At 55.1% G+C, this 14,987-nt stretch carries 12 protein-coding genes; 8 read left to right on the top strand and 4 right to left on the bottom strand.

The features are described from left to right. Positions 1-129: 129 nt before the first annotated feature. From greB to feoC, 5 genes are all read left to right on the top strand, one after another. Positions 130-603 carry a transcription elongation factor GreB gene (gene greB / locus ACHHZ6_RS10420; protein WP_182272898.1) on the top strand — a complete coding sequence of 158 codons (474 nt, stop codon included), beginning with the start codon at positions 130-132 and terminating at the stop codon, positions 601-603. An 87-nt stretch (positions 604-690) separates the two neighbouring features. After that, positions 691-3,021, top strand: a complete 2,331-nt coding sequence (locus tag ACHHZ6_RS10415) for a Tex family protein (RefSeq protein ID WP_395122187.1) — start codon at positions 691-693, stop codon at positions 3,019-3,021. A 294-nt stretch (positions 3,022-3,315) separates the two neighbouring features. Then, a complete protein-coding gene (gene feoA, locus ACHHZ6_RS10410) occupies positions 3,316-3,543 on the top strand; it encodes a ferrous iron transporter A (RefSeq protein WP_008503050.1) in 228 nt (75 codons plus the stop codon). A gap of 30 nt (positions 3,544-3,573) precedes the next feature. Further along, a complete protein-coding gene (gene feoB / locus ACHHZ6_RS10405; RefSeq protein ID WP_182919056.1) occupies positions 3,574-5,892 on the top strand; it encodes a Fe(2+) transporter permease subunit FeoB in 2,319 nt (772 codons plus the stop codon). A gap of 11 nt (positions 5,893-5,903) precedes the next feature. Further along, on the top strand, positions 5,904-6,140 hold the full coding sequence (feoC, locus tag ACHHZ6_RS10400; RefSeq protein WP_182272901.1) for a [Fe-S]-dependent transcriptional repressor FeoC: 237 nt from the start codon (positions 5,904-5,906) through the stop codon (positions 6,138-6,140). A gap of 33 nt (positions 6,141-6,173) precedes the next feature. Here feoC and ACHHZ6_RS10395 read toward each other — a convergent pair whose 3' ends face one another. After that, a complete protein-coding gene (locus tag ACHHZ6_RS10395) occupies positions 6,174-6,443 on the bottom strand; it encodes a YdgH/BhsA/McbA-like domain containing protein (RefSeq protein ID WP_182272902.1) in 270 nt (89 codons plus the stop codon). Between the two features lie 111 nt (positions 6,444-6,554). Beyond that, complete coding sequence (bioH, locus tag ACHHZ6_RS10390) at positions 6,555-7,328, bottom strand: pimeloyl-ACP methyl ester esterase BioH (RefSeq protein ID WP_182272903.1); 774 nt, start codon at positions 7,326-7,328, stop codon at positions 6,555-6,557. A 36-nt stretch (positions 7,329-7,364) separates the two neighbouring features. On the opposite strand from bioH, the gene gntX reads away from it, so the two are divergent. From gntX to gntT, 3 genes are all read left to right on the top strand, one after another. Continuing rightward, the gene (gntX, locus tag ACHHZ6_RS10385; protein ID WP_182272904.1) at positions 7,365-8,048 is read left to right on the top strand and encodes a DNA utilization protein GntX; all 684 of its coding nucleotides are present in this window, start codon (positions 7,365-7,367) and stop codon (positions 8,046-8,048) included. Between the two features lie 61 nt (positions 8,049-8,109). Continuing rightward, positions 8,110-8,685: a Fe-S biogenesis protein NfuA gene (gene nfuA, locus ACHHZ6_RS10380; protein ID WP_014072124.1), complete on the top strand. Its 576-nt coding sequence runs from the start codon at positions 8,110-8,112 to the stop codon at positions 8,683-8,685. 361 nt (positions 8,686-9,046) lie between these two features. Then, a complete protein-coding gene (gntT, locus tag ACHHZ6_RS10375; RefSeq protein ID WP_182919057.1) occupies positions 9,047-10,363 on the top strand; it encodes a gluconate transporter in 1,317 nt (438 codons plus the stop codon). 36 nt (positions 10,364-10,399) lie between these two features. Here the strand turns inward: gntT and malQ are convergent, their stop codons facing one another. Continuing rightward, complete coding sequence (gene malQ, locus ACHHZ6_RS10370; RefSeq protein WP_182272906.1) at positions 10,400-12,481, bottom strand: 4-alpha-glucanotransferase; 2,082 nt, start codon at positions 12,479-12,481, stop codon at positions 10,400-10,402. Positions 12,482-12,490: 9 nt separating this feature from the next. Then, complete coding sequence (gene malP / locus ACHHZ6_RS10365) at positions 12,491-14,884, bottom strand: maltodextrin phosphorylase (protein WP_395122186.1); 2,394 nt, start codon at positions 14,882-14,884, stop codon at positions 12,491-12,493. Positions 14,885-14,987: the final 103 nt, after the last annotated feature.

Below are 14,987 nucleotides of genomic sequence, written 5' to 3'. Positions count from 1 at the left end.
ACAAAGCATATTTAACAGCAGCTTATCTGCACATTTCATCACATAAATCATTATTAATACTGTCTGTTAGACTATTTGATACGTAATGTGCGCAAGGTTTGCAATGAAGCCAGGTCTGAAGGTCACCGCATGAAAACGCCCCTGATCACCCGCGAAGGGTACGAAAAGCTCAAAAAAGAGATGGATTACCTGTGGCGCGAAGAGCGTCCGGAAGTGACCAAAAAAGTCACCTGGGCAGCAAGCCTGGGCGATCGCAGTGAGAACGCCGACTACCAGTACAACAAGAAACGGCTGCGCGAAATCGACCGTCGGGTGCGCTACCTGACCAAATGCCTCGAGAATCTCAAAATCGTCGATTACTCGCCGCAACAGGAAGGCAAAGTGTTCTTTGGCGCATGGGTGGAAATCGAAAATGATGACGGCAATACCCTGCGCTTTCGCATTGTCGGCTATGATGAAATTTTTGGTCGTAAGGATTACATCTCCATCGACTCGCCAATGGCCCGCGCGTTGCTGAAAAAGGAAGTGGGCGATTTAGCCATCGTGCAGACCCCTGCAGGTGAAGCCAGCTGGTACGTGAACGAGATCGCGTACGTTAAATAGTCCGAGAGCGCCCCCCACGGCTGGCATTTTGCCGTGCCAGCCCGTATAACTATCCCCTGATTTTTCGACTCAACAGATGATAAAGCCATGATGAAAGATTCGCTCTGCCGCATTATTGCGGGTGAACTTCAGGCCAGAGCCGAACAGGTAGAAGCTGCCGTTCGCCTGCTTGATGAAGGGAACACCGTGCCGTTTATTGCACGTTATCGTAAGGAAGTCACCGGCGGTCTGGATGACACGCAGCTACGTAACCTGGAGACCCGTCTGGGTTACCTGCGCGAGCTGGAAGACCGACGTCAGGCAATCCTCAAATCCATCGGCGAACAGGACAAACTGACCAGCGATCTGGAAAAGGCCATTAACGGTACCCTGAGCAAAACCGAACTGGAAGATCTCTATCTGCCGTACAAACCGAAGCGCCGCACGCGCGGGCAGATTGCGATTGAAGCAGGCCTGGAGCCGCTGGCCGATCTGCTGTGGAACGAGCCGTCCCACGACCCGGAAACCGAAGCCGCCAAATTTATCGATGCCGACAAAGGCGTGGCGGACACCAAAGCGGCGCTCGATGGCGCACGTTACATTCTGATGGAGCGTTTCTCCGAAGATGCCACTCTGCTTTCCAGAGTGCGTGATTATCTGTGGAAGAATGCGCACATTGTCTCTGCGGTGGTGGCAGGTGAAGAGGAAGAAGGCGCGAAATTCCGCGACTATTTCGACCACCACGAACCGATCGCTACCGCCCCGTCTCACCGCGCGCTGGCGATGTTCCGTGGCCGCAACGAAGGCGTGCTGCAACTCTCCCTGAGCGCCGACCCGCAGTTTGATGAGCCGCCGAAAGAGAGCCACTGCGAGCAGATCATTACCGACCACCTCGGCCTGCGCCTCAACAACGCCCCGGCGGACAGCTGGCGTAAAGGCGTGGTGAGCTGGACGTGGCGTATCAAGGTGCTGATGCACCTCGAAACCGAACTGATGGGCACCGTGCGCGAGCGCGCCGAAGACGAAGCGATTAACGTCTTCGCCCGTAACCTGCATGACCTGCTGATGGCCGCCCCTGCAGGCCTGCGCGCGACGATGGGCCTCGATCCAGGCCTGCGTACCGGCGTAAAAGTGGCGGTGGTTGATGGCACCGGTAAACTGGTGGCCACCGACACCATTTATCCGCATACCGGGCAGGCAGCAAAAGCGGCTGTAGCGGTTGCGGCGCTGTGCGAAAAACACAACGTTGAGCTGGTTGCCATCGGTAACGGTACTGCATCTCGCGAAACCGAGCGTTTCTACCTCGACGTTCAGAAACAGTTCCCGAAAGTCACGGCACAGAAAGTGATCGTCAGTGAAGCGGGTGCATCGGTCTATTCCGCCTCTGAACTGGCAGCGCTGGAATTCCCGGATCTGGACGTTTCCCTGCGTGGTGCCGTTTCAATCGCTCGCCGTCTGCAGGATCCGCTGGCGGAGCTGGTGAAGATCGACCCGAAATCTATTGGTGTCGGCCAGTATCAGCACGACGTGAGCCAGACTCAGCTGGCGCGTAAGCTGGATGCGGTAGTGGAAGACTGCGTAAACGCCGTCGGCGTAGACCTGAACACCGCCTCCGTCCCCCTGCTGACCCGCGTGGCGGGCTTAACCCGCATGATGGCACAGAACATCGTCACCTGGCGTGATGAGAATGGTCAGTTCCAGAACCGCCAGCAGTTGTTGAAGGTAAGCCGTCTGGGGCCAAAAGCCTTTGAGCAATGCGCGGGCTTCCTGCGCATCAACCACGGCGATAACCCTCTGGATGCGTCAACCGTTCACCCGGAAGCCTACCCCGTTGTCGAGCGCATTCTGGCGGCCACACAGCAGGCGCTAAAAGATCTGATGGGCGATAACAGCGCGCTGCGCAACCTGAAAGCCTCTGATTTCACCGACGAACAGTTCGGCGTGCCAACCGTTACCGACATCATCAAGGAGCTGGAAAAACCGGGCCGCGATCCGCGTCCTGAGTTTAAGACGGCGACCTTTGCCGACGGTGTCGAGACCATGAACGACCTGCTACCAGGTATGGTGCTGGAAGGTGCGGTCACTAACGTCACCAACTTTGGTGCGTTTGTGGATATCGGCGTGCATCAGGATGGTCTGGTTCACATTTCATCGCTGGCCGATAAGTTCGTTGAAGACCCGCATACCGTGGTCAAAGCGGGCGATATCGTGAAGGTGAAAGTGCTGGAAGTGGATCTGCAGCGCAAACGTATCGCCCTGACTATGCGCCTGGACGAGCAGCCCGGTGAAACCAACGCACGCCGTGGCGGCAATGGTGGAGCCCGCGAGCAGCAGCGTCCTGCAGCCAAAGCAGCGAAGCCGCGTGGGCGTGACGCCCAGCCTGCGGGTAACAGCGCGATGATGGATGCGCTGGCGGCGGCGATGGGTAAGAAGCGCTAACCCTTCACCCTCTCCCCAATGGGGAGAGGGGAATTTAATTAACTCGCTGACCCAACGTTACTCATCAAATATGAAACCGATTGCATATCCATATTTAAACCACTAATTATCCTTCCGTTAACAAACTCCCGCGTTTTACTTTTTTCCGCATTTCATAAAATATTGAGCAAGGTCAAACAGGCCGTAAATTCATACCCAAAACTACATTCCGTCACAGTTTTATGATTGATGATAAAAACTATTCTCATTATCATCACAGAGTAGATAATTTAACCTCTCGTGGAATCAGGCATTATGCAATTCACTCCAGACAGTGCATGGAAAATCACCGGTTTTACCCGTGAAATTAGCCCAGCCTATCGGCAAAAGCTGCTGTCGCTGGGCATGCTACCCGGCTCATCATTCCAGGTCGTGCGCGTTGCCCCGTTAGGAGATCCTGTTCATATCGAAACCCGACGTGTGAATCTGGTTCTGCGTAAAAAAGACCTCGCATTAATAGAAGTCGAAGCCTTATCCCGATAACAAGCCAGCGGTTTCAGTGAGTTTACGATAATGAAAAAATTAACTATTGGCTTAATTGGCAATCCTAATTCCGGCAAGACCACGCTATTTAACCAGCTGACGGGTGCGCGCCAGCGCGTCGGTAACTGGGCGGGCGTGACGGTTGAGCGTAAAGAAGGCCAGTTCGCGACAACAGACAATCAGGTCACGCTGGTTGACCTGCCAGGCACGTATTCGTTAACCACCATCTCGTCACAAACGTCTCTCGATGAGCAGATTGCCTGTCACTATATTCTGAGCGGCGACGCCGATTTGCTCATTAACGTCGTGGATGCCTCGAATCTGGAGCGCAACCTGTATCTGACGCTGCAACTGCTGGAGCTGGGTATTCCCTGCATTGTGGCACTCAACATGCTCGACATCGCGGAAAAGCAAAAGCTGCGCATAGATGTCGATGCCCTCGCCACGCGCCTGGGCTGCCCGGTTGTCCCGCTGGTTTCCACCCGCGCACGGGGTATTGATGCCCTGAAGATGACCATCGACCGTCACGTGAGCAATCAGGATGTTGAGCTGGTGCATTATGCACAGCCGCTGCTGCGCGAAGCCGGCCAGTTGGCGCAAGAGATGGACAAAAGCATGCCGGAAAAACAGCGTCTGTGGCTCGGGTTGCAGATGCTGGAAGGCGATATCTACAGTCGCGCCTATGCAGGCGATGCGGCAGATAAGCTGGATGTTGCACTGGCACGTCTGAGTGGCGAGCTGGATGACCCTGCGTTACACATCGCCGACGCACGCTACCAGACCATTGCGGCCATTTGCGATGTGGTCAGTAACGCTCTGACGGCTGAGCCAAGCCGCTTTACCGCCGCCGTGGATAAAGTGGTGCTCAACCGCTTCCTTGGTTTGCCGATCTTTTTACTGGTGATGTACCTGATGTTCCTGCTCGCCATTAACATCGGCGGCGCACTCCAGCCGATTTTCGATGCGGGTTCCGTCGCGATATTCGTGCACGGTATTCAGTGGGTGGGTTATACCCTGCACTTCCCGGAATGGCTGACTATTTTCCTCGCCCAGGGGATCGGTGGTGGTATCAACACCGTTCTGCCGCTGGTACCGCAAATCGGCATGATGTACTTGTTCCTCTCCTTCCTTGAGGATTCCGGTTACATGGCGCGCGCGGCCTTCGTGATGGATCGTCTGATGCAGGCGCTGGGTCTGCCGGGTAAATCCTTCGTCCCACTGATTGTCGGTTTCGGTTGTAACGTGCCGTCGGTGATGGGCGCACGTACGCTGGATGCACCGCGCGAACGTCTGATGACCATCATGATGGCACCGTTTATGTCCTGCGGCGCACGCCTGGCTATCTTTGCGGTCTTTGCAGCGGCCTTCTTTGGTCAGCAAGGGGCTCTGGCGGTGTTCTCACTGTATGTACTCGGCATCGTCATGGCGATCCTGACGGGGCTGATGCTGAAACACACCATCATGCGTGGCGAAGCGTCACCGTTCGTGATGGAGCTTCCGGTGTATCACGTGCCACACCTTAAAAGCCTGGTGATCCAGACCTGGCAGCGCCTGAAAGGGTTTGTTCTGCGCGCCGGTAAAGTGATTGTCATCGTAAGCATCTTCCTGAGCGCACTGAACAGCTTCACCCTGAGCGGACAAGCGGCAGATAACATCAACGACTCCGCCCTCGCCTCCGTCAGCCGTGTCATCACACCGGTCTTCAAACCCATCGGTGTACATGAGGACAACTGGCAGGCGACCGTTGGCCTGTTCACGGGAGCGATGGCAAAAGAGGTGGTTGTTGGTACGCTGAACACCCTCTTTACCGCAGAAAACATTCAGGAACAGGCCTTCAACCCGGCAGAATTTAACCTCGGTGGTGAACTGCTGGCTGCCGCAGAAGAGACCTGGCAGAGCCTGAAAGACACCTTTAGCCTGAGCGTGCTGGCGAACCCTATTGAAGCCAGTAAAGGCGATGGCGAAATGGCCACCGGCGCAATGGGTGTGATGAGCGAGAAATTTGGCAGCGCGTCTGCGGCCTATAGCTACCTGATCTTCGTGTTGCTCTATATTCCATGCATCTCCGTCATGGGGGCCATTGCCCGCGAGTCCAGCCGCGGCTGGATGGGCTTCTCTATCCTGTGGGGGCTAAACATTGCCTACTCGCTGGCGACGCTCTTTTACCAGACCGTTAACTTTAGCCAGCACCCACGGTACAGCCTGGTCTGTATCCTGGCAGTTCTGCTGTTCAACGTGATCGTTCTCGGCCTGCTACGTCGGGCGCGCAGTCGCGTTGACATCAACCTGCTGGCGAACCGCAAAACCGCGGCATCCTGCTGTAACAGCCCGGCTGGCGACTGTCACTAAGGAGAATGACAATGGCATCATTGATACAGGTTCGTGACTTACTGGCGTTACAGGGGCGAATGGACGCGAAACAGCTGAGTCTCAGCCTGCATACACCACAACCAATGATTGATGCCATGCTGGAGCGACTGGAAGCGATGGGAAAAGCCGTGCGCATTCAGGAAGATGCGGATGGTTGTCTCTCTGGCAGTTGCAAAAGCTGCCCGGAAGGAAAAGCCTGCCTCAGGGTGTGGTGGGCGCTGCGTTAATAAAGCCGGGCAATGCTGCCCGGCTTTAGTGTATTACTTATAAACGTCTGCTGTTGCACGTACGTTTTTGGTATCTTTCGATGCGCTGGTGACCACGAAATATTTGCCACCCAGTTTATCCGCTTTCTTCGACAGCTCTTTTCTCGCGTCCATTGGCGCGGTGGTGTCAGACGTGGAAATCTGACCAATCTTGGTCAGATGCATCCCTTTCACCTTGTCTTTTTCCAGCTCTTGCGCCGCAAACACGCCAAATGACAGTGACCCAATAACCAGAGAAGTGACAATACCTGTAACAAGTTTCATAACCTGATTCTCCATAGGATTGTTGTTTTGATTATCGAAAGCAGAACAACCGCAACGACATCTGGAGTATGGTTGCGGTAGGTGACTTTTTCCAGGATGGATAGAAAATAATCAGTCTAAACGTTGACTTAAAGCAACAAGCGCTGAACAAAACTCCGCGGGATGAGAGATAAACGGCGCATGTGCGGCTTTGGGCACAACCAGCGATTCGCTTTCTGGCCACAGTACATCCAGTAATGGGACCACTTTGCGCGGCACAAGGCCGTCAAGGTTGCCATAGATACGCAGGTGTGGCATGGCAAGCAATGTCAGCGATTCACGCAAATCGACGGTTTTCAGTATTTCCAGTCCCCCGTTAAGCACCTCTACGTCCGGCATCGGCAGAGAGAGCACCGTCTGTTTCAGCATACGGGCATCCTGACGTGCAGTTTCGGTTCCCATCGTCTGCAATGCCAGGAAACGCTCAACCGTCCGCTGGAAGTCTTCGCTCAGCTGCTGCTGGAACCCGGCCAGTACCTCGGGTTTGATACCCGGCCATGCGTCCTGCGCACTGAAGCACGGTGACGAGGCTACCGTCACCAGTGCCTGCACGCGTTCAGGGTTTGCCAGTGCAATCCTGCTTGCGACCAGCCCACCCAGGCTCCAGCCCAGCCAGATGGCATTTTGCGGCGCGGCATCCAGAACGTGCTGCGCCATCTCATCGAGCGACATCGCACCAAAGCCGTGGCTACGGCCAAAACCCGGTAAATCCACCAGGTGCAGGGTAAAATGCGAGGCAAGTTCCTCGTTTATGCAATGCCACACTTCAGCATTCAGTCCCCATCCGTGCAGCAGCACAAGATGGCAATTTCCCGTCCCTACGGTCTGCCACCACAGAGTCTTCATCAGTTACTGTTCTCTTTTTTTACATGGAGGTTGTACATGCTAACAGTGCCTGGCTTGTGCTGGCTATGTCGAATGCCACTTGCGCTGAGTCACTGGGGTGTCTGTTCTGTCTGCACGCGCTCACTGGAAGGCCGTATCACGGGGTGTCCACAGTGTGGTTTACCGGCCATGAGCCGGGTATTTCCCTGTGGCCGCTGCCTGAAAAAATCACCACCGTGGAGCGCCCTGGTGGCGGTTGATGATTATGTCCCACCGCTGAGCGGGCTTATCCACAAGCTGAAGTTTTCCGGCCAGACAACGCTGGCACACCCTCTGGCTCGCCTGTTGCTGTTGGCGATTTTGCAGGCCCGACGCACCCGCGCCCTGCCGAAAGTCGACATGGTAATGAATGTGCCGCTGCACCCACGTCGTCACTGGCAGCGTGGCTATAACCAGAGTGACCTGCTCTGCCAGCCTCTCGCGCGCTGGCTGGGATGTCGGTATGCGGTTTCAGCGCTTAAACGCGTCCATGCCACCGCGGTACAACATCAGCTCAATGCCCGGCTTCGCAAAAGAAACCTGAAAAATGCCTTTCGCCTTGAATTACCGGTCGAAGGTCTCCATATCGCGATTGTGGATGATGTCGTCACCACGGGCAGTACCGTTGCTGAACTTTCCCGACTGCTTTTGCAAAGCGGTGCCGCGTCGGTTCAGGTATGGTGTCTGTGCCGTACCTTGTAGCCCTTCTTCATTGGGCGTATTATTATACCCAAGTAATTTAGTCAACTATTAGGCCAAAGCTATGATCCGTATTTCCGATTCTGCACAAGCGCACTTTGCCAAACTGCTGGCAAATCAGGAAGAAGGGACGCAGATCCGCGTGTTTGTGATCAATCCAGGCACTCCGAATGCAGAATGTGGTGTCTCTTATTGCCCTCCGGACGCGGTGGAAGCAACCGACACAGCCCTTAAATTTGAACAGCTCACCGCTTACGTTGATGAGCTCAGCGCACCGTATCTTGACGATGCGGAAATTGACTTCGTCACCGATCAGCTGGGTTCTCAGCTGACCCTGAAAGCACCCAACGCAAAAATGCGTAAAGTGTCTGACGATGCCCCGCTGATGGAGCGCGTTGAGTACCTGCTGCAATCCCAGATCAACCCACAGCTGGCAGGTCACGGCGGCCGTGTCTCACTGATGGAAATCACTGAAGATGGCCTGGCGATCCTGCAATTCGGCGGCGGCTGTAACGGCTGTTCAATGGTCGACGTCACGCTGAAAGAAGGGATCGAGAAGCAGCTGCTGAACGAATTCCCTGAGCTGAAAGGCGTGCGCGATCTGACCGAACACCAGCGCGGCGAGCACTCTTACTACTAAGCCGTCTGCCTTTGCCCGGTGGCGCTGCGCTTACCGGTCCTACAGCGACGCTACACATCTTGATTCGTAAGCCGGGTAAGGCGAAGCCGCCGCCCGGCTTTTGTTTGCCCGCCTCTCCCCTCTGTATATGTTGACCTGCGTCTCATAATTTAAATTTTGCCGCTCAGGGTGATTCTCAATCACGCCATGTTACCCGTATCATTCAAGTGGGCACTAAGCACTCTTATAACAGCTAACTACATTTAATAGTTTCACAGGTATCCGTGTTAGTGCCGTTCACACTCTGTTCCCAGTTGGGACGAGCGGAAATCGTCATTGACACAATGACGTTACCCATAACAATTCAAAGGCCAGGTAAATCATGCCATTAGTCATCGTCGCTATCGGTGTTGTGTTATTACTGCTCTTGATGATCCGTTTCAAAATGAACGGATTTATCGCTCTGGTTCTGGTGGCACTTGCAGTCGGTCTGATGCAAGGGATGCCGCTGGTTAAAGTTATTAGCTCGATTAAAGCAGGTGTAGGCGGTACGCTCGGCGGCCTGGCGTTGATCATGGGCTTTGGTGCCATGCTCGGCAAAATGCTGGCAGACTGCGGTGGTGCGCAGCGCATCGCAACCACACTTATCGCCAAATTCGGTAAGAAAAATATCCAGTGGGCGGTGGTATTAACCGGTTTTACCGTCGGTTTTGCGCTGTTCTATGAAGTGGGCTTCGTGCTGATGCTGCCACTGGTGTTCACCATTGCGGCTGCGGCAAATATCCCACTGCTGTATGTAGGTGTGCCAATGGCGGCGGCGCTGTCCGTGACGCACGGCTTCCTGCCACCACACCCTGGCCCAACCGCTATTGCAACTATTTTCCACGCCGATATGGGTAAAACACTGCTGTTCGGTACAATTCTGGCGATCCCAACCGTCATTCTGGCAGGTCCGGTATACGCGCGCTTCCTGAAAGGTATTGATAAGCCTATCCCGGAAGGTCTGTACAGCGCGAAAACCTTCACTGAAGAAGAGATGCCTGGCTTTGGCGTCAGCGTCTGGACATCTCTGGTACCGGTGATCCTGATGGCCATGCGTGCTATAGCAGAGATGATCCTGCCAAAAGATCACGCCTTCCTGGCCGTTGCGGAATTCCTGGGTGACCCGGTCATGGCAACACTGATTGCGGTACTGATCGCGATGTTTACCTTCGGTCTGAACCGTGGTCGTTCAATGGATCAGATCAACGACACGCTGATCTCTTCCATCAAAATCATTGCCATGATGCTCCTGATCATCGGCGGTGGCGGTGCGTTCAAACAGGTTCTGGTCGACAGTGGCGTGGATAAATACATCGCCTCCATGATGCATGAAACCAACGTGTCACCACTCTTTATGGCCTGGTCTATTGCTGCGGTTCTGCGTATTGCGCTTGGCTCTGCAACCGTTGCGGCAATTACTGCGGGTGGTATCGTTGCGCCGCTGATTGCGACCACCGGCGTCAGCCCTGAGCTGATGGTTATCGCGGTCGGTTCCGGTAGCGTGATTTTCTCTCACGTAAACGATCCGGGCTTCTGGCTGTTCAAGGAGTACTTCAACCTGACGATCGGTGAAACTATCAAGTCCTGGTCAATGCTGGAAACCATTATTTCGGTGTGTGGCCTGGTCGGGGTTCTGCTGCTGAATATGGCACTCTGATGTAAAAAAAGAACCCGCCAACAGGCGGGTTCTTTTTTATTTCTTCTTCACTACAGCTTTTCTGCGCTTATCCAAATCCTTAATCAGCTTGTTCACCCCCTCATCGGCAAACATCTTCTCAAGACTCACGGACAACTTACGACGCCAGTTCTTGTACTGATAGCTGGTTCCCGGAATGTTCACCGGCCCGGCCATATCAATCCAGTCTTCCGGCTGCAGACCCAGCAAGGCACTGTTACTGTCAGCGATGTAGCGTTGTAACCCCCGGTTAAGCGTGGGGGTCATCGACATCAGCGAAGCCTTATGCCCGGCACGTTTCGGCAGACAGCCATGCTTATGCAGCGCATCCAGCAGCCCCTGCTTCGCCAGCTCGCGATCCTGATACAGACCGCATAGCACCTCTTCATCAGGATAAAGACCCAGCGTTTTACCAAGCGTCAGATCGCCGCTTTCCCAATAGCCACGCAGCGTAGGAAGATCATGCGTCGTCGCGACTGCCATTGACTGTTCCGGATACGCTTTTGGCGCGCGGAAGGTTTTCTCATGGTTGTTTTCAAAATAGAGCACTTTGTAGGAATACACGCCGCTATCGCGGAGCTTGCTGACGATCTCCACCGGTACGGTACCGAGATCTTCACCGATCACCATGCACTGATGGCGTTTACTTTCCAGCGCCAGGATCGACAGCAGATCGTCAACCGGATACTGCACGTAAGCCCCGTGATCCGCCGTTTCACCATAAGGGATCCACCACAGGCGCAGCACGGACATCACGTGGTCAATACGCAGCGCCCCGCAGTTTTGCATGTTGGCGCGCAACAGGTCGATAAACGGCTCGTATGCGCGCGCCGCCATCACGTGTGGATCCATCGGCGGTAAGCCCCAGTTCTGACCGAGCGGGCCAAGAATATCCGGCGGTGCACCAACAGAGGCTTTCAGGCAGTAAAGCTCGCGATCACACCAGGTTTCCGCCCCCCCTTCTGCCACACCGACGGCCAGGTCACGATACAGGCCGATCGGCATTTTATAACCCTGGCTCACCTGCCAGCAGGCCGCAAACTGGCTGTACGCCAGCCATTGCAGCCACAGGTAGAAGTCCACCTCATCGGCATGCTTTTGACAAAATGCTTTCACTTCAGGGGTGTCTACGGATTGATATGCCTGCGGCCATACCGGCCAGCCCCAGCGCATTTCATCCTCTTTCACCTGATACGCATGCAGCGCATCGAACGCCGCCTGCCAGTAAAGGCTCTCACCTTCCTGCGTCACAAACTGACGGAAAGCCGCCATTTGTTCATCATCACGCTTCGCAAAGCCTTTCCACGCCAGACGCAGCGCGGCCATCTTCAGGGAGGTGACGGTAGAGTAATCGACCCACTCCGCATCGCGGGCCTCTTTCAGCATGTGCTGCGTCGTCGCGAGTTTCCACCACGACTGCGCCTCTTTGCTGTTTTTGAAATCCTCTAACGCGTTAACGTCGATATAAATCACGTTCAGCCAGCGGCGAGATGACGGGCTATACGGGCTGGCACTTTCCGGGTTCGCCGGATAGAGCGCGTGGATCGGGTTGAGGCCGATAAACGCACCGCCGCGTTCGCCGACGTCCGTCAGCATCTTTTTCAGGTCGCCAAAATCACCGATGCCCCAGTTGCTGTCGGAGCGCAGCGTGTAGAGCTGCACGCATGCACCCCACAACTTTTTGCCTTCGAGCAATGCCTGTGGCTCATAGCAGCGTTTTGGCGCAACAATCAGCCGGCAGTGAAAACGCTGGTCGTCCTGGGTGAGCGTTAATGTGTGGTAGCCCTCCGGCAGTTTTGCCGGAAGGTTAAGAGCCTTGCCTCCAGTGGCATGGCCTTTGTGCTGATGACCCTCTTCAGTGGTGAGCAGCCAGCTAAACTCGCCTCGCCCCTCCACCGTCAGCGGCATCTTTTTGCCCGCAGTAAAGACCTTCACGTTCGGTACCGGAGCAACCGACGCTTTCGCGTCGGCTTTGTGCATGGCATCCAGCAAACGTCTTTTGGTGTCAGCGCCAATAGACTGTGGTTTGCCGTGAGCATTAATGTAACTGAGGCTGATCCCCGCCGCCTGCGCGGCACTATCCAGACGTTTACTCTCCATCGCGCTTCCTTAGCGTTTTGCCTGCCAGATACGAGCCTGATAATCACGGATTGAGCGGTCAGAGCTGAACATACCGCAGCGGGCAGTGTTCAGGATGCACGCCCGGGTCCAGGCTTCCTGGTCGCGATACAGCACGTCGACCTGTTTTTGTGCTTCCACGTACGCCGCGAAGTCCGCCATCACCAGATACGGGTCGCCGCCGTGTTTGTTCATGCTGTGCAGCATCTGGTCAAACGCGTGCTTGTCGCCATCGCTGTATTTACCGCTTTCCAGTTCTTTCAGGACAGCATCAAGCACTTTGTCCTTCTTACGCCATTTCACCGGGTCGTAACCTTTGGCCTTGATGGCTTTCACTTCTTCAACGGTATGTCCGAAGATAAAGATGTTCTCTTCCCCGACCTTCTCAGCAATTTCAACGTTCGCACCGTCAAGCGTACCGACGGTGAGCGCGCCGTTCAGCGCCAGCTTCATGTTGCCGGTACCGGAGGCTTCTTTACCCGCCGTGGAGATCTGCTCGGAGATATCCGCCGCCGGGATCAACATCTCTGCTGCGGAGACACAGTAATCCGGCAGGAACACCACCTTCAGCTTGTCGCCCACTTTCGGATCGTTGTTGATCGCTTCTGCCACTTTGTTGATGGCGAGGATAATGTTTTTCGCCAGGTAGTAACCCGGTGCCGCTTTTGCGCCGAACAGGAACACGCGTGGAACTCGGTTGGCTTTCGGGTTCTCGCGGATCTCTTTATACAGTGCCAGAATGTGCAGCAGGTTCAGGTGCTGGCGTTTGTACTCATGCAGACGTTTAATCTGGATGTCGAAAATGGCCTGTGGGTTGATCTCAATCCCGGTACGCGCTTTTACAAACGCCGCCAGACGCACTTTGTTCTCCAGCTTGATGGCGCGGTACTGTTCACGGAATTTCGCGTCGTCGGCGTATTTTTCCAGATTGATGAGCTGATCCAGATCGTTGGCCCACTCTTTCTTCAGGGTTTTATCCAGCAGGTCGGCCAGCAGCGGGTTGCACTGCTTGATCCAGCGACGTGGCGTGATACCGTTGGTCACGTTGTGGAATTTGGTCGGCCACAGGTGGTGGTATTCCGGGAACAGATCTTTCACCACCAGATCCGAGTGCAGCGCCGCCACACCGTTGACCGCAAAACCGCTCACCACACACATGTTCGCCATGCGCACCTGTTTGTCGTGAACCACAGCCAGCTTCGCCCACACCTCTTTATTACCCGGCCAGGTCTTTTTCACCAGCACTTTAAAGCGGTCGTTAATCTCATTGATTAACTGCATGTGGCGTGGCAGCAGCGCCTTCACCAGCTTCTCATCCCAGCACTCCAGCGCCTCTGGCATCAGCGTATGGTTGGTGTAGGCAAACGTACGGCTGGTGATTGCCCAGGCGTCATCCCAGCTCAGCTGATGTTCATCAATCAGCACACGCAGCAGTTCAGGGATCGCAATGGTCGGGTGGGTGTCGTTAAGCTGAATCACTTCAAAGTCTGGCAGCTGTGCCAGCTTGCGACCTGCCAGATGATGACGACGCAGAATATCCGCTACGGAACAGGCACACTGGAAGTATTGCTGCATCAGACGCAGTTTCTTGCCCGCCAGATGGTTGTCATTCGGGTAGAGCACTTTCGTCAGTTTCTCAGCGTCGATACCCTGTTGTTCGGCACGCAGGAAATCACCGTCGTTGAATTTGGTCAGGTTAAACGGATGAGCATGCTTCGCCTGCCACAGGCGCAGAGGTTGTGCCACACTGTTACGGTAGCCCAGCACCGGCAGATCCCAGGCTTCACCGGTAAGCGTAAAGGCAGGTTCCCAGACCCCTTGTTTTGATACCTTACCGCCAATGCCCACCTGCACATCAAGCTGCGCATTGTGGCGGAACCACGGGTACGTATTGCGGTGCCAGTCATCCGGAGCTTCCATCTGATGACCTTCAGCAAACGACTGGCGGAACAGACCGTACTGGTAGTTCAGGCCATAGCCAATTGCCGACTGACCTACCGTTGCCATTGAATCAAGGAAACAGGCCGCCAGACGCCCCAAACCACCGTTACCCAGTGCCGGGTCAATCTCTTCTTCCAGCAGGTCGGTCAGGTTCACGTCGTGCTCTTTCAACACGTCGCCCACGTCCTGATACCAGCCGAGGTTCAGCAGGTTGTTGCCGGTCAGACGGCCAATCAGGAATTCCATCGAAATATAGTTCACATGGCGCTGGCCTTTAACAGGCTTTGCTACCGGTTGAGCATCCAGCTGCTCTGCGAGCGCACCGCTCACCGCCTGCCACCACTGGTGAGGCGTCATCTCGTTTGCAGCATGAAGACCAAAACGCTGCCACTGACGCGTCAGGGCAGCCTGAAATTGAGCTTTGTTGAAGGTAGGCTGTGACATAGGGAATCGGCATCCTGTAGAGAGAAAACACATGTTGGCGCTAGTGTGCCTGGCTCACTTCGCCACTTCCTCCTCCTGCGGGGGATTAGGCAGGGAGGAGTAG

The sequence above is a fragment of the Enterobacter cloacae complex sp. 2024EL-00214 genome (assembly GCF_043945575.1).
GTDB lineage: Bacteria > Pseudomonadota > Gammaproteobacteria > Enterobacterales > Enterobacteriaceae > Enterobacter > Enterobacter cloacae_P.
This window is presented reverse-complemented; position numbering and strand designations above follow the sequence as displayed.